Origin of the sequence: Massilia sp. BSC265 (assembly GCF_000740675.1) — a bacterium.
Lineage (GTDB): Bacteria > Pseudomonadota > Gammaproteobacteria > Burkholderiales > Burkholderiaceae_D > Telluria.
Genome location: NZ_JPXI01000010.1, coordinates 105,593 through 127,355, shown reverse-complemented (window position 1 = coordinate 127,355; position 21,763 = coordinate 105,593). Strand labels below are relative to the sequence as shown.

The 21,763-nt window shown below is 63.8% G+C and carries 24 protein-coding genes; 15 read left to right on the top strand and 9 right to left on the bottom strand.

All coding sequences use genetic code 11. From position 1 onward, the window contains the following. Positions 1-40: 40 nt before the first annotated feature. On the bottom strand, positions 41-823 hold the full coding sequence (locus tag MA09_RS01465) for a spermidine synthase (protein ID WP_036244639.1): 783 nt from the start codon (positions 821-823) through the stop codon (positions 41-43). A gap of 104 nt (positions 824-927) precedes the next feature. Then, entirely contained in the window at positions 928-1,437 is a 510-nt protein-coding gene (locus MA09_RS01460; RefSeq protein WP_036244637.1) for a glycine zipper 2TM domain-containing protein, read from the bottom strand. A 403-nt stretch (positions 1,438-1,840) separates the two neighbouring features. Between MA09_RS01460 and MA09_RS01455 the strand changes: the two genes are divergently transcribed. The 5 genes from MA09_RS01455 (at position 1,841) to MA09_RS01435 (ending at position 6,928) form a co-directional block, all read left to right on the top strand. After that, positions 1,841-2,260: a barstar family protein gene (locus MA09_RS01455; RefSeq protein ID WP_036244634.1), complete on the top strand. Its 420-nt coding sequence runs from the start codon at positions 1,841-1,843 to the stop codon at positions 2,258-2,260. 59 nt (positions 2,261-2,319) lie between these two features. After that, positions 2,320-2,946, top strand: coding sequence for a phosphoribosylglycinamide formyltransferase (gene purN, locus MA09_RS01450; protein WP_036244632.1), 627 nt, complete (start codon positions 2,320-2,322; stop codon positions 2,944-2,946). Positions 2,947-2,959: 13 nt separating this feature from the next. Further along, complete coding sequence (locus MA09_RS01445) at positions 2,960-4,267, top strand: RsmB/NOP family class I SAM-dependent RNA methyltransferase (RefSeq protein WP_036244630.1); 1,308 nt, start codon at positions 2,960-2,962, stop codon at positions 4,265-4,267. A gap of 9 nt (positions 4,268-4,276) precedes the next feature. Next, entirely contained in the window at positions 4,277-5,596 is a 1,320-nt protein-coding gene (locus MA09_RS01440; RefSeq protein ID WP_036244628.1) for a mechanosensitive ion channel family protein, read from the top strand. Positions 5,597-5,713: 117 nt separating this feature from the next. Continuing rightward, positions 5,714-6,928 (top strand): acyl-CoA desaturase, encoded by a 1,215-nt coding sequence (locus MA09_RS01435; protein WP_036244625.1) that lies wholly within the window; start codon positions 5,714-5,716, stop codon positions 6,926-6,928. A gap of 174 nt (positions 6,929-7,102) precedes the next feature. On the opposite strand, the gene MA09_RS01430 is transcribed toward MA09_RS01435, so the two are convergent. The 5 genes from MA09_RS01430 to radC all read right to left on the bottom strand — a co-directional run bounded on the left by MA09_RS01430 (position 7,103) and on the right by radC (position 10,907). Then, complete coding sequence (locus tag MA09_RS01430) at positions 7,103-7,849, bottom strand: hypothetical protein (RefSeq protein WP_036244622.1); 747 nt, start codon at positions 7,847-7,849, stop codon at positions 7,103-7,105. An 87-nt stretch (positions 7,850-7,936) separates the two neighbouring features. Then, a complete protein-coding gene (locus tag MA09_RS01425) occupies positions 7,937-9,541 on the bottom strand; it encodes a DUF418 domain-containing protein (protein WP_036244620.1) in 1,605 nt (534 codons plus the stop codon). A 94-nt stretch (positions 9,542-9,635) separates the two neighbouring features. Beyond that, positions 9,636-9,803 carry a 50S ribosomal protein L33 gene (rpmG, locus tag MA09_RS01420; RefSeq protein ID WP_005665735.1) on the bottom strand — a complete coding sequence of 56 codons (168 nt, stop codon included), beginning with the start codon at positions 9,801-9,803 and terminating at the stop codon, positions 9,636-9,638. Positions 9,804-9,816: 13 nt separating this feature from the next. Further along, a complete protein-coding gene (gene rpmB, locus MA09_RS01415) occupies positions 9,817-10,053 on the bottom strand; it encodes a 50S ribosomal protein L28 (RefSeq protein ID WP_026354825.1) in 237 nt (78 codons plus the stop codon). Positions 10,054-10,235: 182 nt separating this feature from the next. Next, the gene (radC, locus tag MA09_RS01410) at positions 10,236-10,907 is read right to left on the bottom strand and encodes a DNA repair protein RadC (protein ID WP_036244614.1); all 672 of its coding nucleotides are present in this window, start codon (positions 10,905-10,907) and stop codon (positions 10,236-10,238) included. 106 nt (positions 10,908-11,013) lie between these two features. Between radC and MA09_RS01405 the strand changes: the two genes are divergently transcribed. From MA09_RS01405 to MA09_RS01380, 6 genes are all read left to right on the top strand, one after another. Continuing rightward, entirely contained in the window at positions 11,014-11,463 is a 450-nt protein-coding gene (locus MA09_RS01405; protein ID WP_036244611.1) for a peptidylprolyl isomerase, read from the top strand. A gap of 13 nt (positions 11,464-11,476) precedes the next feature. Then, positions 11,477-12,418 (top strand): 4-hydroxy-3-methylbut-2-enyl diphosphate reductase, encoded by a 942-nt coding sequence (ispH, locus tag MA09_RS01400; protein WP_036244608.1) that lies wholly within the window; start codon positions 11,477-11,479, stop codon positions 12,416-12,418. A gap of 199 nt (positions 12,419-12,617) precedes the next feature. Further along, positions 12,618-13,547: a branched-chain amino acid ABC transporter permease gene (locus MA09_RS01395; RefSeq protein ID WP_036244606.1), complete on the top strand. Its 930-nt coding sequence runs from the start codon at positions 12,618-12,620 to the stop codon at positions 13,545-13,547. A 19-nt stretch (positions 13,548-13,566) separates the two neighbouring features. Next, positions 13,567-14,778, top strand: coding sequence for an ABC transporter ATP-binding protein (locus MA09_RS01390; RefSeq protein ID WP_036244605.1), 1,212 nt, complete (start codon positions 13,567-13,569; stop codon positions 14,776-14,778). Beyond that, a complete protein-coding gene (locus MA09_RS01385; protein ID WP_036244604.1) occupies positions 14,775-15,548 on the top strand; it encodes an ABC transporter ATP-binding protein in 774 nt (257 codons plus the stop codon). The genes MA09_RS01390 and MA09_RS01385 overlap by 4 nt, the downstream gene beginning before the upstream one ends. Then, positions 15,545-16,267: an ABC transporter ATP-binding protein gene (locus tag MA09_RS01380; RefSeq protein WP_036244603.1), complete on the top strand. Its 723-nt coding sequence runs from the start codon at positions 15,545-15,547 to the stop codon at positions 16,265-16,267. Before MA09_RS01385 ends, MA09_RS01380 begins: the two co-directional genes overlap by 4 nt. Positions 16,268-16,365: 98 nt before the next feature. Here MA09_RS01380 and phaP read toward each other — a convergent pair whose 3' ends face one another. After that, positions 16,366-16,950: a TIGR01841 family phasin gene (gene phaP, locus MA09_RS01375; protein ID WP_036244601.1), complete on the bottom strand. Its 585-nt coding sequence runs from the start codon at positions 16,948-16,950 to the stop codon at positions 16,366-16,368. 341 nt (positions 16,951-17,291) lie between these two features. On the opposite strand from phaP, the gene MA09_RS01370 reads away from it, so the two are divergent. The 3 genes from MA09_RS01370 to MA09_RS01360 all read left to right on the top strand — a co-directional run bounded on the left by MA09_RS01370 (position 17,292) and on the right by MA09_RS01360 (position 20,263). Then, positions 17,292-18,209, top strand: a complete 918-nt coding sequence (locus tag MA09_RS01370; RefSeq protein WP_036244871.1) for a DMT family transporter — start codon at positions 17,292-17,294, stop codon at positions 18,207-18,209. Then, complete coding sequence (locus MA09_RS01365; RefSeq protein ID WP_036244600.1) at positions 18,206-18,901, top strand: nitroreductase; 696 nt, start codon at positions 18,206-18,208, stop codon at positions 18,899-18,901. The genes MA09_RS01370 and MA09_RS01365 overlap by 4 nt, the downstream gene beginning before the upstream one ends. 162 nt (positions 18,902-19,063) lie before the next feature. After that, entirely contained in the window at positions 19,064-20,263 is a 1,200-nt protein-coding gene (locus MA09_RS01360) for a serine hydrolase (protein WP_051933070.1), read from the top strand. Positions 20,264-20,387: 124 nt separating this feature from the next. Here the strand turns inward: MA09_RS01360 and MA09_RS01355 are convergent, their stop codons facing one another. Next, positions 20,388-21,200, bottom strand: coding sequence for an IclR family transcriptional regulator (locus tag MA09_RS01355; protein WP_036244598.1), 813 nt, complete (start codon positions 21,198-21,200; stop codon positions 20,388-20,390). A 135-nt stretch (positions 21,201-21,335) separates the two neighbouring features. Between MA09_RS01355 and MA09_RS01350 the strand changes: the two genes are divergently transcribed. Continuing rightward, on the top strand, positions 21,336-21,722 hold the full coding sequence (locus MA09_RS01350) for a diacylglycerol kinase (protein ID WP_036244596.1): 387 nt from the start codon (positions 21,336-21,338) through the stop codon (positions 21,720-21,722). Positions 21,723-21,763 lie beyond the last annotated feature (41 nt).

Genomic DNA, 21,763 nt, shown 5'->3' with positions numbered 1-21,763 from the left:
GGCGGCATGCGTAGTCACGTTCGGCTCCCGGTGGAGTAGTTCAGGCGGCGGCGAGGATGCCCTTGACCCAGGACTTCGCCGGCAGCTTCGTACTCGCCACGATCTGCGCCGCACGCGCGGCCAGCGCATCCTTGTCCAGTTGCGGACGGTTCCTGAAGCACAGCGCCACCACATTGCCATCATGAACTTCCGGCAGGCAGATCACGTGCTCGAAGGCGAATTTCATGGCCTTCAGGTTCTTGGCAAAGCTCGGATGGTCGCCGAACAGGTTCACGGTCATGATGCCACCCTCGGCCAGGCAATCGTTGCAGGCCTGGTAGAACTCGGGCGTATCCAGCACGGGACCGCGCGCGGTGGCATCGTACAAGTCGCACTGCAGCACGTCGAAGGCGCCATGGTTGGCGGAGTCAAGCACGAAATCCATCGCATCCATTTCCACCACGTTCAAGCGCTCGTCGTTGGGCGGCAGCTTGAACATCGAGGCGCAGATATTCATCACCGACTCATTGAGCTCGACGGCGGTGACGCTGGCCTCCGGGAACTGGCGGTAGCAGAACTTGGTCAAGGTGGCAGCACCCAGGCCCAGCTGGGCGATGGCGCGCGGTGCTTCGATGAACAGCATCCACGCCATCATCTGCTGCGCGTATTCCAGCTCCGGCCAATCCGGCTTGCGGATGCGCATCGCGCCCTGCACCCATTCGGTGCCGAAATGGAGGTAGCGGACGCCGTCCTGTTCGGACAGGGTAACGGGGGCGAACTTGGGCTTGCGCGTGGGACGGCGCGAAGATTCGGCCTGTTCGATGGATTTGCGTTTGATGAGCATAGGGCAACCTGGTTGAATCGCCCTATTATCGGGGGAGGGGTTCCCGCAGCGCAAGCACGCTTCAGCCAGGCGCTGCGGGTTGCCGGCGCAAGGCCGGCATGGGATCAGTAATCGATCGGCTGGACCGACACGCGCAGGCGCACGCGGTTGCCCGGATCGCGGTTCATCAGCGTGGTATAGGTCTGGCCGCGGAACTCGTAGGTAACGTCGTAGCCGTTGGTACGCGTTTCGATGGCATCGACGGTGCGGCACTGGCGCACCGCCTGTTCCTGCACGGCCGGGCCTTGCGGGCGGTTGTTTTCCGCGCGGTCGCCGACCATGGCCCCGGCAATGGCACCGGCTGCCGTCGCGGCGACCCGGCCGCTGCCGCTGCCGATCTGGTTGCCGAGCAGGCCGCCAACGACACCGCCGACGATGCCGCCGCCGACGCCACGTTGTTGCTGGACCGGCACCTGTACGTATTCAGTGCGGCATTCCTGGCGCGGCATGCGAATCTCTTCCATGCGCGGCTGGACGCGCACCACGCGGCCGAAATCTTCGAAATCCTGGGCCTGGGCCAGCGGCAGCGCGGCAAGGCCCATGGCGGCAATGATCAGTTTGGCTTGAAAGTTCATGTTCTACCTCGTAGTGGGCAATCGACGAGTCTGGTGGGGGAGAAGGAACCGACCGGACTTTCATGCCTCCTATGGTAATCCGATCCGCCGGACTCAACCCGATCCACGTGGCAACAAAATGTAACAGCAGCGCAAGCATTTTTCGCCTCGCGCAAGAATGGCGGGGCTGTCATGAAAAGCGTTATTCATACAGATGTGCGCATACCAATTCTTACAAATGCAATTCCTGTAATCACATTTGGGTTGCTTCCAATACCACAAAACGTTACCCTTACACACTAAGGGTCTTTTTATTGGCGCATCGAAACAACATCGGGAGAGAAGGAGGCGGCGGATGCCAACCGTCGCGCAGCGTGGCGCGCGAGCGGCCACATCACACCGACCTGGTCAACTTGAGGAAAAAATGAGTTCGTTGATGAGAGTGCCGCCCAATCTTGTGCAGTCGATCCGCGCCTTCCGCGTCGCCGAGCTGCAGCAGGAGGCTGCGCGCATGGGTCATCACTTCCTGTATGCGCATTGCGCCAATACCCTGACCAAGCAGCAGGTATGCGCCCGCATCGGCGAGAACTTTTATTTTCCTAAGCCCTGCAGCAAGAACTTCGACGCGCTGCGTAAGTGCCTCACCGAAACTGTAGCTGAGGCCGGTCCGCAGCCGGGCTTCCTCGTCGTGCTCGAGCAATTGCCGAGTGCTCAAAAATTCGACAAGGAAGCGCGCGAAAACCTCCTCGACGTCTTCCGCGATGCAGCCGAGTTCTGGGCCGAAAAGAAGGTCCCGTTCCGGGTATTCTACTCGTTTGCCATCCCGCCCCAGGGTACGCTGTAAGGTCTGCCATCCCCCCGCCCGCCGCGGTTGCCCGCCGGCGATACGGTACAATGCGGGGTATGAAAAATATCGTGATCCTCATTTCCGGCCGCGGCAGCAATATGGAAGCGGTCGTGCGCGCGCTTGACGCGGAAGGCTGGCCGGCCCGAATCGCGGCCGTCATCAGCAACAAGCCGGAAGCCAAGGGCCTGGAATTCGCCCGTGCCCGCGGCATCCCGACCGCGGTCGTGGCCAACAAGGAATACGCCACTCGCGCCGAGTTTGACGCGGCACTGCAGGAAACGATCGACCGTTTCGAACCCGACCTGGTCGTGCTCGCCGGCTTCATGCGCATCCTGACGGCGCCTTTCGTCGAGCACTATGCCGGCCGCATGCTGAACATCCACCCGTCGCTGCTGCCGCTGTATCCGGGCCTGGGCACGCACCAGCAGGCAATCGACGCCGGTGACAGGGAACACGGCGCGACCGTCCATTTCGTGACGGCCGAGCTGGACCATGGCCCGATCGTGGCGCAGGCGCGCGTGCCGGTGCTCCCTGGCGACACCGAGGACACGCTGTCCGCCCGGTTGCTCGTCGAAGAACACAAGCTGTACCCGTATGCGGTGCGCCTCTTCGTCGAAGACAGGCTCGAGATCGACAACGGCGACGTGCGCATCCTGGCGCCGGCCGAACCTACAAGCATTTAATTTAAGGAATACCATGAGATTGCCTCCAGCGATCATCGGCAATACCGAAGAAGTATTGCGCGAGATCCTGCGCTTCACGTCGCCCGCCGACGTCACCCTGTCGCGCTACTTCAAGGACCACCCGCGTTTCGGCGGCCGCGAGCGCGGCGTCATCGCCGAGGCGGTGTATGCCGTCCTGCGCAACAAGTCCTTCTACACCGACTTCGCCGGCTCCGGCAATACGCCCTCGATGCGCAAGCTGGCCCTGCTGGGCCTGGCCGAGACGGCCGGCATCGACGCCCTGGGCGGCCTGAGCGAGGACGAGACCCATTTGCTTACCCGCGTCAAGGAAGTCGACCGCAAGCTGCTGCCGCCGCAGATGCAGGCCAACCTGCCGGGCTGGCTGTACGACAAACTGGTGGCGCAGTTTGGCGAGCCTGAGGCGCTCGAGCTGGCCGCCGTGCTGAACACCCCGGCGCCGCTCGACCTGCGCGTCAATTCCATCAAGGCCAACCGCGATGACGTGATCGCGGAGCTGGCCAAGGCGCCGATCGTGGCCGAGCCGATGCCCTATGCACCATTGGGCTTGCGCATCCAGAAGAAGCCTGCTCTACAGAACCTGCCGCTGTTCAAGGAAGGTGCGATCGAGGTGCAGGACGAGGGCAGCCAGGTGCTGGCCCAGCTGCTCGGCGCGCGCCGGGGCGAGATGGTGGTGGACTTCTGCGCCGGCGCCGGCGGCAAGACCCTGGCCCTGGGCGCGATCATGCGCAACACCGGCCGCCTGTACGCCTTCGACGTCTCGGAGAAGCGCCTGGCAAAACTGAAACCGCGCATGGCGCGCAGCGGCCTGTCGAATGTGCATCCCCAGTTGATCGCCCACGAGCGCGATGCCAAGATCAAGCGCCTGGCCGGCAAGATTGACCGGGTGCTGGTCGATGCGCCGTGCAGCGGCCTGGGTACGCTGCGCCGCAATCCGGACGTCAAGTGGCGCCAGAAACCGGAAGCCGTGGCCGAGATGCAGGAAAAGCAGGCCTCGATCCTGGACGGCGCCGCGCGCCTGGTCAAGAACGGCGGCCGCCTGGTGTACGCCACCTGCAGCCTGCTGAACGAAGAGAACGACGTCATCGTCGAACAGTTCCTGTCGACCCATCCGGATTTCGAACTGGTGCCGATGAACAAGGTGCTGGCCGAGCAGAAGATTCCGCTCGAGATGGACCAGTACCTCAAGATGCTGCCGCACAAGCACCAGACCGATGGCTTCTTTGCTGCCGTCATGGAACGCAAGGTCAAAGCCAAGGCTGCGCCGGCCGATGAAGCCAGCGCCGACGACGAAGCAGAGTAATCCCGGGACATGCCGCTCCAGCAACTGCTGGCCGACCTGCTCGGCGACATCCGACAGCCTGCCATCCTGTGGCAGGCGCTTGCCATCGTCCTGTGCATCGCGGCCGGCTGGGGCCTGGCGCGGTTGATGCACCGTTCCTGGCTGGCAAGCCACCAGGACCAACACCAGGGACTCATCGCCCTGGGCGTGGCCAGCTTCAGCCGCGTGCTGCCGCCCCTGCTGATCCTCGGCCTGCTGGTGACGACGCGCGCCGTCATGGCGAATTACCAGAGCGTGCACCTGCTCAACATCGCGGTGCCATTGGCATCTTCGTTCGCGGTGATCCGCACGGCCTTCTACCTGCTGCGGCGCGTGTTCGCACGCCGCGGGCCGCTTGGCGAAGCGCTGCAGACCTTCGAGAAGATATTCGCGCTGGTAGTCTGGGTCGGCGTGGCGCTGCACATCATGGGGGTACTTCCCGATGTCATCCGCTACTTTGAGGGAATTACACTCCCTGTCGGCAAGTATCGACTGAACCTGGCGGACCTGGTCGGGGGCGTCGTGTCGATCGTGGTCCTGATGATGCTGGCACTGTGGGCCGGCGCGGCGCTGGAAGAGCGCCTGATGCATGTCGAGCGCATGCATACGTCGATCCGGGTCGTGCTGGCGCGCATGAGCCGCGCGGTGCTGATCCTCGTCGCTGTGCTGTTCAGCCTGGATCTGGCGGGTCTGGACCTGACGGTATTGTCGGTGTTCGGTGGCGCCCTGGGTGTCGGTCTTGGTCTCGGCATGCAGCGTATCGCGAGTAACTATGTGTCTGGTTTCATCATCCTGCTGGAACGCAGTTTGACGATCGGCGACCCGATCACGCTCGATAAATATTCGGGCAGGGTGGCGCGCATCAATACGCGCTATACCGTCCTGCGCGGCTCGGACGGTACCCAGACGCTGTTGCCGAACGAGATGCTGATCACCGGCGTCGTGCTGAACCAGTCCTCGACCAACCGCAACGTACGCGCCATGACCAAGCTGACCGTGTCCTACGACAGCGACCTGTCGAAGATCATGCCGCTGCTGGAATCGCTGCCGCGCGGCGTACCGCGCGTACTGGAAGCGCCTGCGCCGAACGTGCTGCTCAATGCCTTCACGCACGATGGATACGAGCTGGAGGTCGGTTTCTGGCTAGGCGATCCGGAGAACGGGCAGGGCGGGCCGATTTCCGAAGTGAATAAAAAGATTTATGCGCTTGTACAGACAGGTGAGATAAAACTTGGTCATCCGTCTATTGATACGCGCCTGCTCGATGCCCATATAACGTCAGTTGTGGCACGAACCCCAAGCGCTCCATGAAATAAGGTGTGCGTTACGATTTTTAATCGTGCCGTGTATCATTGGAACCGCGTAAAATATCGGGTTGCGAGCCGCGCTATGTATTGGCATGGCAAACGCGATATCCATGGAGACTGAATGAATTTCATTAGTAGCGAACCCGTGCAAGCCGTGCTGACTTTCCTGTCGACCGGCCTGCTCGACTTCACCGCCTGGCAGATCGTCATCGCCACGCTGGTGTTGACGCACATCACGATCGCCGCCGTGACGATCTACCTGCACCGTCACCAAGCGCACCGTGCCCTCGACCTGCACCCGATTCCGAGCCATTTCTTCCGCTTTTGGCTGTGGCTGACCACCGGCCAGGTGACCAAGGAATGGGCATCGATCCACCGCAAGCACCACGCCAAGTGCGATACTGAAGAAGACCCGCACAGCCCGCAGACCCGCGGCATCCGCAAGGTGTTCTTCGAAGGTGCCGAGCTGTACCGCGCCGAGAGCAAGAATAAAGAGACCATGGAGAAGTACGGCCATGGCACGCCGGACGACTGGATCGAGCGCAACCTGTACACCAAGCACAGCGCCATGGGCGTGGTGCTGATGGCGCTCATCGACATTGCGCTGTTCGGCATCGTCGGTATCTCGGTCTGGGCGGTGCAGATGATGTGGATCCCGATTACCGCGGCCGGCATCATCAACGGCATCGGCCACTACTGGGGCTACCGCAACTACGATTGCAGCGATGCGGCGACCAACATTTTCCCGTTGGGTATCCTGATCGGCGGCGAGGAACTGCACAACAACCACCACACCTTCGCCACCTCGGCCAAGCTGTCGAGCAAGTGGTACGAGTTCGACCTGGGCTGGGGCTATATCCGCATCCTGGAAACCCTGCGCCTGGCCAAGGTGAAGAAGGTCGCGCCGGCGCCGAAGTTCGCCAAGGACAAGCTGGTGGCCGACCTCGATACCCTGCAGTCGGTGATCGCCAACCGCTACGATGTGATGGCCAAGTACGCCAAGTCGGTGCGTCACGCGTTCCGTGAGGAATTCGAGCACCTGAAGCACAAGGCCGAGCTGGAAGCACGCTTCCTGAAGAGCTCGCGCAAGCTGATGCAGCGCGAGCCGGCCAAGCTGGAACTGTCGCAGAAGCAGCAACTGGTCGAACTGTTCCAGCACAGCAAGGCGCTGGAAACCATGCACCAGATGCGCGTGGAACTCGGCGCGATCTGGGAACGTTCGCACGCAACCCGCGATCAGCTCCTGCAGCAACTGCAGGATTGGTGCGCACGCGCCGAGGCCTCGGGCATCAAGTCGCTGCAGGACTTTTCGCTGCGCCTGCGCAGCTACGCATAAGCGGTCCTATCGGGAAGAACGAGCGGCTCCTTCGGGAGCCGCTTTTTTTTGTAGGGGGTGATCTAGTCCGGTGGACTAGATCACGGTCCAGTGGACCAGATCACGCTTTGCCGACCGCGCGCGGCCGGGAGGACCCGGCCACCCTACGAACCGCATGTCTCTGGATAGCCTTTGTCAGATCAAGAGCACCTGCGCATCCTCCGGCAGCACCAGGCGCGCCCGCGGATCGAAGTCTTCGTTGCCGGTAAAGCGGTGGCAATACACGGGCGAATTCGCGTGGTTGCGCGCCGGCTCGCTGGTGGGGTAGCGCGCCAGCAGGCGGTTGCCGTCGACGACCTCGACATGGGCGCGCGGCGACAGGCTGCACACCGACAGGCCCAGCTTGCGCGTTACGGCCCAGTTGAGGAGGCGGTGGTGCCAGGGCACGAGCGGGTCGATGGTGGCGTGCACGTCGCGCAGCAGGCGCCGCATTTCGCCGATGGTCCAGGCATCCGGCGCCAGGGTAGGGACGAGCACCAGATTGGCGCGCAGGTCGGAGGGATGCTTGTTGATCGAGAGTGCTCCATCCTGTTGCGCGATCCGGTCCGCGACCGGCACGATGTACAGCCCATGCTCGTCGGCGCGCATCGGCAGCGATTCGCCGCCGCCTTCGAGCCAGAGCGACAGGTCGTCGGTGCGCACGCCGACCCGGGACGGGCGCAACTGGACGGCCAGCGCGGCGCGACCCGCGAGGCTCTTCTGGACCGCCTTGGCCATCGGATAAAACAATGGCTTGTAGGGCAGCAGGCGCGTGCGCGCGGCGGCCTTGACTTCGACCGTGGGCAAGCCCTCGGGAGCCGGCGACTGGGCGTGCGCCGGAACGGCGCACAGCACGCAGGCGGCCAGGGTGGACAACACAGGAAATTTGAGCAGCGGGAGCATGCTGGCTCGTGGTGAAGTCGGCGACGCCTTATGCTTTCACGGTCGAGCGGATATTGCAATCTTCGCACTCCATCCCGCTGAGCCGACTCAAGGCACTGTTGTATTTCGTGCCGGCGTGCGCCACGGCGGCACACGCAGGTAAGTGAACATGCGCCACACCCACTCGGCCGGCCCGTAGCGGTGGCGCTCCAGCCACCAGGCGCTGACGACAGCCTGCAAGGCGCACAAGGCGAGCGCCACCCCGGTCTGGGCGGCACGGCCCATGCCCCACAGGCCGGCGCCGTAGGCGTAGAACAGCAGGGACAGCACCAGCGACTGCATCAGGTAATTGCTCAGCGCCATGCGGCCGAGCGGCGCCAACGCTCGGCCGAGCAAGGGCCAGCGCGGCAGCAGCAGGAGCAGGGCCGCCATGTAGCCGAGCGAGGCCGGCAGGCTGCCCAGCATCAGCAAGCCGTAGGCAAAATCGAAGCCCTGGTCGTCGATGCCTGGCGGCCGGCTGGTGGCGACCAGGCTGCTCGCCAGGCCGAGTCCCACACCCAGCGGCAGGCCAACCCAGGCCAGGCGCCGCAACAAGGGGCGGTGGGCCTGGACCTTGGCCGCCATGCCGCCCTGCACGCACCAGGCGCCGAGCAGGAACACGCCGACCAGCACGATACTGAAGCCGGGTTCGTCGCGCAGGCGCGTGCCGAGGTGGTCGACGCGCATGGCGACCGCGTCCGCGTAGCTGCCTGCCGTGAGCACCCGGCGCTCTTCCAGGCTGCGCTGCAGGAGTTCACCGTGGCGCAGGCCGCGTGCAGTATCCTCGTCGACCTCGCGCCCCTCGGTGCTGGTCGAGGCCGCTGTGCCGAGGGCGCCCGCATCCGGCAAGAAGTAACGCAGGCCGCCTTCCGCGGCCAGCAGCCCGAAGGCCAGCACGAAGATCGCGATACCGGCGCGCCACAGGCGCGCCAATCCTTCGCCGCCATGGCGCCGCGCCAGCAGGCCGGCACCGACCAGCACGATGCCGGCCACGGCCAGGGTGCGCCCATCGTCCGCGCCCGCCACTGCCTGCACCAGCGCGGCCAGCAGGATCAGGCCGCCCGGCACGACCATCGTCAGCGCAAAGCCCATCGCGCCTGGCTTGCCGCGCAGGTAGAGGGCCACGATTCCCGCGAACGCCAGCGGCAGGGCCAGGCCGGCCAAGGTGCTCCAGGGCGCCGGCAGCAGCGACAGCGCCACGCAGGCCATGATGGCCCCCAGGAGGTGGCGGCCCGGCACGAACAGGGTCACCAGCAGGAGCAGGGCGCCGAACGCATAGCTGATCAGGATGTCGCCGCTCCACAGCAGGCAATGGTGCAGCAGCCCGAAGGCCAGCAGGGCGCCGATGCGGCGCAGGTAGGCGGGCAGGAAGGGACGCCCGGCGGCGCGGGCGCGTTCCAGCATCAGTGCGAAGCCCATGCCGAACAACAGGCTGAAGATGGTCCAGAATTTTCCGGTGAAGAAGTAAGCGACCACCCACGCGGCGAGCCAGTCCAGCCCTTGCAGCCGGGGTGCCATGCCCATGCCGGACTCGGCCACGGGACGGTTGAAGAATTCCACGTTGACGATGCAGATGCCGACCAGCGCGAAGCCGCGCAGCACGTCGAGGGCGTCGATACGGTCGCCGGCGAAGGAAGAGCGGGCGGAAGGATGGGAGGCTTGCGCTTCTGTCATGGCGCAAGCTTAGCGCACTGTCTGCACAACGCAACAATAAAAAAAGCCGCCCGTCGAAACGGGCGGCTTTCTATTTCTACCGAAACAAGATCGATTACTTGATCTTGGTTTCCTTGTAGATCACGTGCTTGCGTGCCTTCGGGTCGAATTTGGTGATTTCCATCTTCGCCGGCATGGTGCGCTTGTTCTTGGTGGTGGTGTAGAAGTGACCGGTACCTGCGGTCGATTCCAGCTTGATTTTGTCGCGGCCAGTTTTTGCCATGATAGCTCCCTAATTAAACTTTTTCGCCACGGGCACGCATGTCGGCCAGCACGGCATCGATGCCGAGCTTGTCGATCACGCGCAGACCGGCGTTGGACAGACGCAGGGAGACCCAGCGGTTTTCCGATTCCACGAAGATGCGGCGGTTCTGCAGGTTCGGCAGGAAACGACGCTTGGTTTTGTTGTTAGCGTGGGAGACGTTGTTGCCAACCATCACTCCCTTGCCGGTAACTTGGCAGACACGTGCCATAGTGCACTCCTTAAGAATATCCAGGATTGGAAAAACGAGAGTATAGCGTGAAAACTGAAAGTAAATCAATCACTTGCGAAAAACAATTGTGTCATAGTCCATTGGGATTCTTTAACAATTGGTGATGAGTTCGCTAGATCCTTGTTTCGGCACCGGTTTACCAGCTTTCCCTGCCTGCGCGATTACATCTGTCCGTGCTCCGCGAAGGAATACACCTGTGTGCCGGCCACGACAAAATGGTCGAGCACCCGGATGTCGACCAGGCCCAGCGCCTGCACCAAGTTGGATGTCAGGCGCAGGTCGGCCTCGCTCGGTTCCGGGACACCGGACGGGTGGTTGTGCGCCAGGATCACGGCGGCGGCATTGCGGCGCAGCGCCGCTTTCACCACTTCGCGCGGATAGACGCTGGTGTGCGTCAGCGTCCCGCGAAACATCTCTTCGTAGTTGATCAGGCGGTTCTTGACGTCGAGGAAGAGCACGACGAAGGATTCATGCGGCTGCAACGCGAACTGGTGTCGCAGGTAGGCGCGCACGGCGTCCGGCGAGCACATGCCTTCGCGTTCGAATTCCTCCGCCACGGCGCGCCGTGTCAGTTCCACGGCTGCCTGCAATTGGGCATACTTGGCCGGACCAAGCCCGTGCAAGGCGCCGAACTCGCTCGAGCTGGCGTGCAGCAGGCGGTGCAGCGAGCCGAAGTGATCGAGCATGTCGCGCGCCAGCGCCACCGCGCTTTTTCCCGCTACACCCACGCGCAGGAAGATGGCCAGCAGTTCGGTGTCCGACAGCACCTGCGGGCCGCCACGCAGCAGCCGTTCGCGCGGGCGTTGCTCTTCCGGCCATTCGGTGATTCTCATTGTCTGATCCTTGCCATAAAAAGGGGGGGGCTCCAAGGCGCAAGAGGCGGGCGTGGCTTACAATAGCGGTTTGCCTGCAACAGGCCTGCCTGCCACCACAAAGAACATGTCCAACGCTCCAGTCGTCAACGAATCGTCCTACCTGACCCTGCATTATCGGCTTGCCACCGCCGACGGTACTGATCTCGTCACTACCTTCAAGGGCACGCCGGCCACCTTGCTGCTGGGGCAAGGCCAGCTCGCACCTTTCCTCGAGTCGCGCCTGATCGGCCTGCCGGAAGGCGCGCACGAAACCTTCCAGTTGAGCGCGGCGGAAGCATTCGGCGAGCGCAACCCCGACCTGATCCAGCCGGTGTCGAAGGCCACGCTGGAAGAAAACTCGGTGCCCGATGCCGACTACAAGGTGGGCGAGCTGATCGAGTTCAACGCACCGAAGGGCGGCCGCTTTGCCGGCGTGCTGCTGGAGATGCGCGAGACCACCGCGCTGTTCGATTTCAACCACCCGCTGGCCGGCCAGGCCCTGCAATTCGAAGTGAAACTGATTTCGGTTCTGTAAACAGGAAACCTTCATGGAAAACGAAATTCTGCTTGCGCAGCCGCGCGGCTTCTGCGCCGGCGTGGACCGCGCCATCGAGATCGTCGAGCGCGCCCTGAACCAGTTCGGCGCCCCGATCTACGTGCGCCACGAGATCGTGCACAACGCCTACGTGGTCGAAGACCTGCGCACCAAAGGCGCGATCTTCATCGAGGAACTCGAAGACGTCCCGCCGGGCAATACCCTGGTGTTCTCGGCCCACGGTGTCTCGAAGGCCGTGCGCCTTGAGGCCGAGGCGCGCGGCCTGACCATTTTCGACGCCACCTGCCCGCTGGTAACCAAGGTCCATGTCGAAGTGGCCAAGATGCGCAAGCAGGGCTGCGAGATCATCATGATCGGCCACGACGGCCACCCCGAAGTCGAGGGCACCATGGGCCAGGCCGAGGAAGGCATGCATCTGGTCGAGACCGTCGATGACGTGGCGCGGCTAGCGGTCAACAACCCCGATCATCTGGCCTACGTGTCGCAGACCACGCTGTCGGTGGACGACACCGCCGACATCATCGCCGCACTGAAGGCACGCTTCCCGAACATCATCGAGCCGAAGAAGGGCGACATCTGCTACGCCACCACCAACCGCCAGGAAGCCGTCAAGTTCATGGCGCCGCAGGTGGAAGTCGTGGTCGTGGTCGGCAGCCCGAACAGCTCCAACTCGAATCGCCTGCGCGAAGTGGCCGAGAAGATGGGCACCCCGGCCTACATGGTCGACAACGCCGCCAAGATCGATCCACAATGGATCGCTGGCAAGAAGCGCATCGGCGTGACCGCCGGCGCCTCTGCCCCGGAAGTGCTGGTGCAGGCCGTCATCGACCGCCTCAAGGAACTGGGCGCGGCCAGTGTGCGCGCACTGGAAGGTGTCGAAGAAAACGTGGTGTTCCCGCTGCCGAAAGGCCTGGACGGGGCCAAAGCCGCGTGATGACGTAGGGTGGGCGGCTCTCCCGCCCACCCTACAAAAATTCGTCGCGCGGCATGTTTTCCGCTGCAAGTTTTCCATTTGCCAAGTTATGATGGCGGCAATCGGAACATGAACGCCAGGCCAGGAACGGCACTGCGGGGCTACCCGGAGTGCCGTTTTTCTTGGCCTGAACTAATAGCGGAAAAAGCGAACGCGCACGATGGAAACATTCATTCAACAAATCCTCAATGGTCTGGTGATGGGCAGCATGTACGCCCTGGTGGCCCTGGGCTACACCATGGTCTACGGGGTGCTCAACCTGATCAACTTCGCGCACGGTGACGTCCTGATGATCGGCGCGATGGTCGGCCTCACCATCCTCAAGCTGCTGGAAAGCTATGCGCCCGGCCTGCCGGGCTATGTGCAGTTGGCGGTTGCCATCATCGGCGCCATTCCCGTGGCCATCCTGCTCAACATCCTGATCGAACGCATCGCCTACCGCCGCCTGCGCAACGCGCCGCGCCTGGCGCCCCTGATCACCGCGATCGGCGTGTCGATCCTGCTGCAGACCTTCGCCATGATGATCTGGGGCCGCAGTCCGCTGCCTTTCCCGCAGCTGCTCTCGCCGGAACCGGTCGAGATCATGGGCGCGCTCATTTCGCATACCCAGATCCTGCTGCTGGTGCTGGCGGCCGTGGCGATGGTCGGCCTGGTGCTGCTGGTCGAACGCACCCGCATGGGCCGCGCGATGCGCGCGGTGGCCGAGAACCCGCGCGTGGCTGGCCTGATGGGCGTCGATTCGAACCGCGTCATCGTCGCCACCTTCGCCATCGGCGCCGCGCTGGCGGCCGTGGCCGGGGTGATGTGGGGCGCCAACTACGCCTCGGTCACCTTCACCATGGGCATGCTGCCGGGCCTGAAGGCCTTCTGCGCCGCGGTACTGGGCGGAATCGGCAACATTTACGGCGCCATGATCGGCGGCATCCTGCTCGGCATCATCGAAGCGCTTGGCGCCGGCTACATCGGCGACCTCACCGGCGGCTTCCTGGGCAGCCACTACCAGGACATCTTCGCCTTCGTCGTGCTGATCCTCGTGCTGACCCTGCGCCCGTCCGGCATCATGGGCGAGCGCGTGGCGGACCGGGCCTGACAAGGGAGGGACACACACCATGGCAATCCTGACTTTCGACGTCCAGCACAAGCCGCGCCAGGCCCGTGCCAGCATGGCGGTCGTGCTGGCCCTGATGCTGGTCTTCCCCTTCGTTGCCTCCCAGTTCGGCAATTCCTGGGTGCGTATCATCGACATCGCGCTGCTCTACATCATGCTGGCGCTGGGCCTGAACATCGTGGTCGGCTTCGCCGGCCTGCTCGACCTGGGCTATATCGCCTTCTTCGCGGTGGGCGCCTACCTGGTCGGCCTGTTCTCCTCGCCGCAATTCGCGGCCCTGCTCGAATCGGTGATTTACTACTCGCCGGCGCTGGGCGAAGCCTTGGTCAGCTTCTTCGGGCCCGAGATCCAGCAGAACGGCATCCACCTGTCGGTGTGGGCGATCGTGCCGCTGGCGGCCCTGGTCGCCGCCCTGTTTGGCGCGCTGCTGGGCGCCCCGACCCTGAAGCTGCGCGGCGACTACCTCGCCATCGTCACGCTGGGCTTCGGCGAGATCATCCGCATCTTCATGAACAACCTGAACGACCCGATCAACTTCACCAACGGGCCGCAGGGGATCAACATGATCGACCCGATCCGCGTGTTCGGCGTGTCGCTGGCGGGCGAGGCAGGCTCGCAGGCCACGGTGTACATCGGCGGCTTCGCCATGCCCTCGGTCAACGCCTATTACTTCCTGTTCCTGTTCCTCACTATCGTGACCATCTTCGTCACCAGCCGCCTGCAGCATTCGCGCCTGGGCCGCGCCTGGGTGGCGATCCGCGAGGACGAGATAGCGGCCAAGGCCATGGGCATCAACACCCGCAACGTCAAGCTGCTGGCCTTCGCGATGGGCGCTTCGTTCGGCGGCGTGGCCGGCGCGATGTTCGGCGCCTTCCAGGGCTTCGTGTCGCCGGAATCCTTCTCGCTGACCGAATCGATCGCCGTGCTGGCGATGGTGGTGCTGGGCGGGATCGGCCATATCCCGGGTGTGGTGCTGGGCGGCGTGCTGCTGGCGGCGCTGCCGGAAGTGCTGCGTCACGTGGTGGAGCCGGCGCAGCAGGCGCTGTTCGGCACCGTCGTGATCGAGGCCGAGGTGCTGCGCCAGCTGCTGTACGGCCTGGCGCTGGTGCTGATCATGCTGGTGCGCCCGGCCGGGCTGTGGCCCTCGCCGAACCGGGAAGATCGTCCCAATGCCGCCCTGGCCCGTGAAGAAGAGGAAGGGGCCAAGGCATGAGCACGGACATCATCCTGAACATCGCCGGCGTGAACAAACGCTTCGGCGGCCTGCAGGCGCTGACCGACGTCGGTATCCGCATCGAGCGCGGCCAGATCTACGGCCTGATCGGCCCGAACGGCGCCGGCAAGACCACCTTCTTCAATGTGATCACCGGCCTGTACCAGCCGGACAGCGGCACTTTTGAGCTGGCCGGCAAGCCGTATTCGCCTTCGGCCCCGCACGAGGTGGCGAAGGCCGGCATCGCGCGCACCTTCCAGAACATCCGCTTGTTCGGCGAGATGAGCGCCCTCGAGAACGTGATGGTGGGCCGCCACGTGCGCACCCGCCAGGGCGTGCTCGGTGCGATCCTGCGCCACAAGGCGGCGCGCCAGGAAGAAGCGGCGATCCGCACGCGCGCCCAGGAGCTGCTGGATTTCGTCGGTATCGGCCAGTATGCCCATCGCACGGCCAAGTACCTGTCCTACGGCGACCAGCGCCGACTGGAGATCGCACGCGCGCTCGCCACCGACCCGCAGTTGCTGGCGCTGGACGAGCCGGCAGCCGGCATGAACGCCACCGAAAAGCTGGGCCTGCGCGAGCTGCTGTTGAGAATCAAGAACGAAGGCAAGACCGTGCTGCTGATCGAGCACGACGTCAAGCTGATGATGGGCCTGTGCGACCGCATCACCGTGCTCGAGTACGGCAAGCAGATCGCCGAAGGCATCCCGAGCGAGATCCAGAAGAACGAAGCCGTGATCAAGGCCTATCTCGGCGGAGCGCACCAATGACAGACAACATCCTGAAAATAGCGGGCCTGAAAGTCGCTTACGGCGGCATCAAGGCGGTGAAGGGGCTGGACCTGGAAGTGAACAAGGGCGAGCTGGTGACCCTGATCGGCGCCAACGGCGCCGGCAAGACCACGACCCTGAAGGCCATCACCGGCACGCTCCCGCCGTGCAGGGTGGAGGGCGAGATCAGCTACCTCGGCCAGCCGCTGCGCGGCACGCCGTCCTTCCGCATGGTCCAGCGCAGGCTGGCCATGGTGCCGGAAGGGCGGGGCGTGTTCACCCGCATGACGATCCACGAGAACCTCCTGATGGGCGCCTACACGCGCAAGGACCAGGCGGGGATCGCGGCGGACATCGAGAAATGGTATGAGGTCTTCCCGCGCCTGAAGGAACGCTCAGGCCAGCTGGCGGGGACGCTGTCGGGCGGCGAGCAGCAAATGCTGGCGATGGCGCGCGCGCTGATGTGCCACCCGACCCTGCTGCTGCTGGACGAGCCCTCGATGGGCCTGTCGCCGATCATGGTGGAAAAGATCTTCGAGGTGATCCGCGACGTGTCGAGCCAGGGCATCACGATCCTGCTGGTGGAGCAGAACGCCAAGCTGGCGCTGCAGGCGGCGCACCGGGGCTACGTGATGGAGTCCGGGGCCATGACCATGACGGGGAATGCGGCAGACATGCTGAACGATCCGCGGGTGCAGGCGGCGTATCTCGGGGAGTGATGTTCGTAGGGTGGGCGGGGAACCCGCCCACCCTACGGAACTCCCTAAAAACAAAAAGCCGGGACAAGTCCCGGCTTTTTCATTTGACCAGTCGCAGCTTAGGCGGCAGCGCTCTGGGTCGCAGCAGTCGCAGTAGCGGTAGCCTTGCGAGCAGTCGCCGAAAACTGGCTCACCGCTGCGTTGACGTTGTTTTCGATCGCTTCAGCAGCCTGCTTGCTGGTCTTGCTGAACTGCTCGTAGCCGGCGTTGGCGTTGCTGATCACGGTCTTGACGGCGGCAACGAAGGTTTCCGAACCGGCCGGAGCGTTCTTGCTCACTTCGTCGACCAGGGCGATGACCTTGCGGTTGGTTTCGACGATCTGGCTTTCGGCGGCCTTCGAGAACTCGGCGCCGGTGCCGGTGGCGATGGCGGCCAGCTGGCGGTTGTACGACAGGGCCTTCTCGGCGGTCGGCTGGGCCTGCGAAGCGGTGACCGAGAAGAATTCTTGCGGGTCCTTGGCGCTCAGCAGTTGGCGGGTGACATTCGACGACTCTTCCAGGGTGCTGCGGGCGGTGCTGATGTTCAGCTCGACCAGTTTCTCCATGCTTTCGAAGGTCTTGGCGGTCAGCGAGGACATCAGTGCGAACTGCGACTCCAGATTGGCTTTGGTGGCATTCGAGAACTGCTCAGGAATTGCAAACATATGTTTCTCCAATTTCAGTGCGTTTAATGGAAATGTTGCTTGGACCGGTGAGGCAGGTTTTCTTCGTATAGGCTCAACGAAACTCTTTTTTGTGCACCGCAACAGGACGGATTTTCAACCATGTCTTCGAACGAGTCAAGCGAATTTGACGCGTCGCACCATCTCGTGTGCATAAATTTCTTGAATGCATTGTTTGCAAGAAATTTCAAGATTCTGAGGTTGATTTGACGCAAAGAATCTTGCTATCAACAACTACCGAAAGTCACGCGCGCGAGCGTGCTAGACTGATGGCTTGTATTTTCGCCAAGCCGTTCACCAAGCTGCCGAGCAGCGCTTACTCCATGTCTTTCCGTACCCGAACAAGCACGCCTTCGATTTCCCCCGCCTGGCTTTCGCCCGTGCCGCTGCTGTTCGTGTTCCTGTGGAGTACCGGCTTCATCGTCGCCAAGCTCGGCCTGCCGTATGCGCCGCCGCTGAGCTTTGTGATCCTGCGCTGCCTGGGCGTGCTGGCCGTGCTGCTGCCGGTCGTGTTCATGCTGCGCGCACCCTGGCCGCGCGGCCAGGTCCTGCACGTCGCGCTTGCGGGACTGCTGCTGCAGGCCGGCTACCTCGGCGGCGTCTGGGCCGCCATCAAGATCGGCATGCCGGCCGGGCTGACCGCGCTGATCGTCGGCATGCAGCCGATCCTCACGGCGGCCGCCGCGCCCCTGATCGGCGAACGGGTACGCCCGCGCCAGTGGCTCGGCTTCGCGCTCGGCCTGTCGGGCGTGCTGCTGGTGGTGTATAGCAAGCTGCACCTGGCCGGGCTGACGGCGGCCGGCATCGCGCTGTGTGTGTTCGCGCTGCTGTGCATCACGGCCGGCACCATGTACCAGAGGCGTTATTGCCCGGGCTTCGACCTGCGCACCGGCACCGTGATCCAGTTCGCCGCCACGGTGGTGGCCTTGCTGCCGCTGGCCATCGTGCTCGAAGACCTGGACCCGCGTTTCTCCACCATCACCTGGAGCACGGACTTTATCGTCGCCTGGCTGTGGTCGATCTTCGCCCTGTCGATCGGCGCGATCTTCTTGCTGTTCACCCTGATCCGGCGCAGCCGCGCCACGGAAGTGACCAGCCTGCTCTACCTGACCCCGCCCACCACCGCCGTCATGGCCTGGCTGCTGTTCGGCGAGGCCTTCAGCCCGCTTGCACTGGCCGGCATGGCGGTGGCCGTGCTGGGCGTCGCATTCGTCGTCAAGAAACCCAAGGAGACCCCATGATCAACAGCCCCCAGCAGGAAGCCGTCGACGCCGCCATCACCTCGCGCCGCTCGATCCGCGCGTTCCTGGACAAGCCGGTCGAGCGCGCCGACATCGAGCGTATCCTCGACGTGGCCGCACGCGCGCCGTCCGGCACCAACACCCAGCCGTGGAAAGTGTATGTGCTGACGGGGGAGGCGCGTGAGCGGCTGAGCCAGGCGATCCTGGCGGTGAATGGGGATCCGGAGCAGGCAAGCCGGCACACCGAGGAATACGCCTACTATCCGCGCGAGTGGATCTCGCCCTACGTCGACCGCCGCCGCAAGGTGGGCTGGGATCTGTACACGCTGCTGGGACTCACGCGCGACAACAAGGCAGGCATGGCGGCCCAGCACGCACGCAATTACCGCTTCTTCGACGCGCCGGTCGGACTGATCTTCACCATCGATCGCATCATGGAACAGGGCTCCTGGCTCGATTACGGGATGTTCCTGCAAAACATCATGGTCGCGGCACGCGGCCGCGGCCTCGACACCTGCCCGCAAGCGGCCTTCACACAGTATCACCGCGTGATTGCGCAGCAGCTCGGGTTGCCGGAGAATGAAATGGTGGTGTGCGGCATGGCACTCGGCTGGGCAGACCCGGAAAAGGTCGAGAATTCGCTGGTCACCGAGCGCGAGCCGGTCGGGCAGTTCGCCCGCTTCATGGAATAAACGTACATCAAGGTGCGAGGCGATGTGCGCGTAAATACTTGATTGGTAAAGGCTTGTCGGTTTTGAATGTTGCCGCGCGGAATGTGTTCTTTTGCTTGCGGTCGAGCGTCGTTCCGCTAAACTGCATTCCGTACCTCATCAGTTTGCGCCGAAGGGTTTCAGATGTTCAAACTTGCATTGGCTGCCGTTGTTTCGCTGCTGTTTGCGCTCCAGCCCGTCCACGCTGCTGGGGCCGGCGCCGGTGCGGGCGCCGGCGCCGCTGCCGAGTCCAAATCAAAGAAGGCAAAGGCCGCCAAGAAAAAGGTCGTCAAGAACAAGCGCGCCACCAGCCGCAAGACGGTGCGCGGCAAGCGCCAGGACCTGGCCCAGGCCATCGCCGACGACAACCGCGAGCGCATGGTGCGCCGCGTGGAAATGGTGCGCGGCAAGCGCAAGGTCACCTACCAGGTGGTGCGCCAGGCTGCCGGCGCCGTACCCGTGATCGATCCACGCACCTTCGGCGATGCCGCCGGCCTGCGTCGCACACCGGATCCGCTCTCGCTGCGTTCGAACGTCGCCTTCGTGCTCGACCAGAACAGCGCGGAAGTCCTGTTCGAAAAGAACGCCAACATTGCCCTGCCGATTGCCTCGATCACCAAGCTCATGACCGGCCTGGTCGTGGTGCAGGCCAGGCAGGACCTCGACGAGGTGCTGCGCATCACCGATGCCGACGTCGACCGCCATAAATATTCCAGCTCGCGCCTGCCCGTCGGCACGCGCATGACGCGCCGCGAGATGCTGCACATTTCCCTGATGAGCTCGGAAAATCGCGCCGCCTCGGCACTCGGACGCCACTACCCGGGCGGCATCGGGGCCTTCGTGGCCGCAATGAACGCCAAGGCGCGCGAACTGGGCATGAAGGACACGCACTTCGTCGATTCGAGTGGGTTGTCGAGCCGTAACGTCTCGAGCGCGCGCGACCTGGCGCGCCTGGTTGCCACGGCCCACCGGGAATCGCTGCTGAGAGAATACTCCACCACGCCGAATTCGGTTGTGACAGCGAGCGGCCGGCCGATGCGCTACGCGAACACCAATTATCTGGTGGCGCTGCCGGACTGGAACATCGGCTTGCAGAAGACCGGCTTCATCAACGAAGCGGGGCGCTGCCTGGTGATGCAGGCAGCCATTCACGGCCGCAACGTGATCATGGTGTTCCTGGATTCGAAGGGAAAGATGTCACGTACCGCCGATGCTGGCCGCGTGCGCCGCTTCCTGGAAGCGCTCGCGCCCAGCAAGCTCGATGTGCTGGCGCCCGGGACGCTGGGGAATACCGATATGCCGATCATCAGCACCGCTACCGCCGCGGCGCCGGCACTGCACTGACCGGGTTTCGTAGGGTGGGCGGCTATGCCGCCCACGCGGATCCGCAATGGCTCCGCTCTCGCGCTGGATGATCTTGCTGCCAACTATCACCGTGTGGGCGGGAGGACCCGCCCACCCTACAAGGTCAAATCGCGGGAGCGGGGCGGTAGCCCAGCGTCGCCGAGATGCTGGACGCCGTCTGCACCAGGTCTTCCAGCCATTCTTCCTGCAGGCGGTCGGCCGGGGCCGAGATCGACAGGCCGGCCACCAGCTTGCCGCTGTCGTCATGGATGCCGGCCGCCATGCAGCGCACCCCCAATTCCAGCTCCTCGTTGTCGCGCGCATAGCCGCGCGTGCGCACCAGGCTCAGCTCGCGCTCGAAGCGGGCCAGGTCGGTGATCGAATTCTTGTTGTGGCCTGCCAGGCCGGTGCGGGTGGCGTAGGCGCGGATGGCCTTGGCGTCGTCGATCGACAGGAACAGCTTGCCGGTCGAGGTCAGGTGCAGCGGCGCCCGGCCGCCGATCGCGCGCACCACCTGCATGCCCGAGCGCTCCGAGTAGGCGCGGTCGATGTAGACAATCTCGTCGCCCTGGCGCACCGACAGGTTCACGGTCTGCTGGGTTTTCTTGTGCAGGGCGCGCATGAAGTCGAGCGCCGCTTCGCGTACCGACAGGCGGCTTTTCACCACGTTGCCCAGTTCCAGCAGGCGCATGCCGAGGCGATAGGTGCCCGGCTCGACACGGTCGACGAAGCGCGTGACGACCATGTCGTTCAGGATGCGGTGCGCGGTCGAGGGATGCAGGCCTGAGACTTTCGACAATTCCTTCAGGCTGACCGGGTCGGAATAATTGGCCAGCGCATCGAGCAATGCCATCATGCGTTCGATCACCTGGATCGAGGTCTTGCCCGCTGATGATCCCGATCCTGCCGCCGCCAGTTCTGGGGTTTCCATTTTCATGATGTGGTTGGTGCAGTGCAGTATTGGTCCCTTTATACCATGATGTGAAACGCGGATGCAAACCGATGGGCTGCAGTGTGCAAGGAAGGGCAAGCGCGGCATAATGACAGTCCTGCATTTTATTTCGACAAGCTAATGGAACAATCGACCAGCGAGTTCAAGACCAAGCGCGGTGCCGCCCGCATCCTCGCCGCCTGCCGCAACACCTGGGACGGCCTGGCCTGGGCATGGCGCAGCGAAGCTGCCTTCCGCCAGGAGATCGTGGTGATCGCCATCGCGAGCGTGGCGGCCCTGCTGCTGCCGGTGTCGGGCTTCCAGAAACTGGCCCTGATCGGTGTGCTGGTCCTGGTGCTGGTCGTCGAGATCATCAACTCGGCCATCGAAGCCGTCGTCGACCGCATCTCGCTCGAGCGCCATCCGCTGTCGAAAGTGGCGAAGGACATGGGAAGCGCGGCGGTGGCACTGACCCTGTTGCTGGCGGCGGCTACCTGGGCCGTCGTGTTGTACAGCCGCTTTCTCTAAACAGCATTGAGGAACAAGCAAATAACAAACGCGTCGTTTGC

Coding starts and splice junctions, on each gene's coding strand:
- MA09_RS01465 (WP_036244639.1), bottom strand. CDS start 823: ATGCTCATCAAACGCAAATCCATCGAACAGGCCGAATCTTCGCGCCGT.
- MA09_RS01460 (WP_036244637.1), bottom strand. CDS start 1,437: ATGAACTTTCAAGCCAAACTGATCATTGCCGCCATGGGCCTTGCCGCG.
- MA09_RS01455 (WP_036244634.1), top strand. CDS start 1,841: ATGAGTTCGTTGATGAGAGTGCCGCCCAATCTTGTGCAGTCGATCCGC.
- purN (WP_036244632.1), top strand. CDS start 2,320: ATGAAAAATATCGTGATCCTCATTTCCGGCCGCGGCAGCAATATGGAA.
- MA09_RS01445 (WP_036244630.1), top strand. CDS start 2,960: ATGAGATTGCCTCCAGCGATCATCGGCAATACCGAAGAAGTATTGCGC.
- MA09_RS01440 (WP_036244628.1), top strand. CDS start 4,277: ATGCCGCTCCAGCAACTGCTGGCCGACCTGCTCGGCGACATCCGACAG.
- MA09_RS01435 (WP_036244625.1), top strand. CDS start 5,714: ATGAATTTCATTAGTAGCGAACCCGTGCAAGCCGTGCTGACTTTCCTG.
- MA09_RS01430 (WP_036244622.1), bottom strand. CDS start 7,849: ATGCTCCCGCTGCTCAAATTTCCTGTGTTGTCCACCCTGGCCGCCTGC.
- MA09_RS01425 (WP_036244620.1), bottom strand. CDS start 9,541: ATGACAGAAGCGCAAGCCTCCCATCCTTCCGCCCGCTCTTCCTTCGCC.
- rpmG (WP_005665735.1), bottom strand. CDS start 9,803: ATGGCAAAAACTGGCCGCGACAAAATCAAGCTGGAATCGACCGCAGGT.
- rpmB (WP_026354825.1), bottom strand. CDS start 10,053: ATGGCACGTGTCTGCCAAGTTACCGGCAAGGGAGTGATGGTTGGCAAC.
- radC (WP_036244614.1), bottom strand. CDS start 10,907: ATGAGAATCACCGAATGGCCGGAAGAGCAACGCCCGCGCGAACGGCTG.
- MA09_RS01405 (WP_036244611.1), top strand. CDS start 11,014: ATGTCCAACGCTCCAGTCGTCAACGAATCGTCCTACCTGACCCTGCAT.
- ispH (WP_036244608.1), top strand. CDS start 11,477: ATGGAAAACGAAATTCTGCTTGCGCAGCCGCGCGGCTTCTGCGCCGGC.
- MA09_RS01395 (WP_036244606.1), top strand. CDS start 12,618: ATGGAAACATTCATTCAACAAATCCTCAATGGTCTGGTGATGGGCAGC.
- MA09_RS01390 (WP_036244605.1), top strand. CDS start 13,567: ATGGCAATCCTGACTTTCGACGTCCAGCACAAGCCGCGCCAGGCCCGT.
- MA09_RS01385 (WP_036244604.1), top strand. CDS start 14,775: ATGAGCACGGACATCATCCTGAACATCGCCGGCGTGAACAAACGCTTC.
- MA09_RS01380 (WP_036244603.1), top strand. CDS start 15,545: ATGACAGACAACATCCTGAAAATAGCGGGCCTGAAAGTCGCTTACGGC.
- phaP (WP_036244601.1), bottom strand. CDS start 16,950: ATGTTTGCAATTCCTGAGCAGTTCTCGAATGCCACCAAAGCCAATCTG.
- MA09_RS01370 (WP_036244871.1), top strand. CDS start 17,292: ATGTCTTTCCGTACCCGAACAAGCACGCCTTCGATTTCCCCCGCCTGG.
- MA09_RS01365 (WP_036244600.1), top strand. CDS start 18,206: ATGATCAACAGCCCCCAGCAGGAAGCCGTCGACGCCGCCATCACCTCG.
- MA09_RS01360 (WP_051933070.1), top strand. CDS start 19,064: ATGTTCAAACTTGCATTGGCTGCCGTTGTTTCGCTGCTGTTTGCGCTC.
- MA09_RS01355 (WP_036244598.1), bottom strand. CDS start 21,200: ATGAAAATGGAAACCCCAGAACTGGCGGCGGCAGGATCGGGATCATCA.
- MA09_RS01350 (WP_036244596.1), top strand. CDS start 21,336: ATGGAACAATCGACCAGCGAGTTCAAGACCAAGCGCGGTGCCGCCCGC.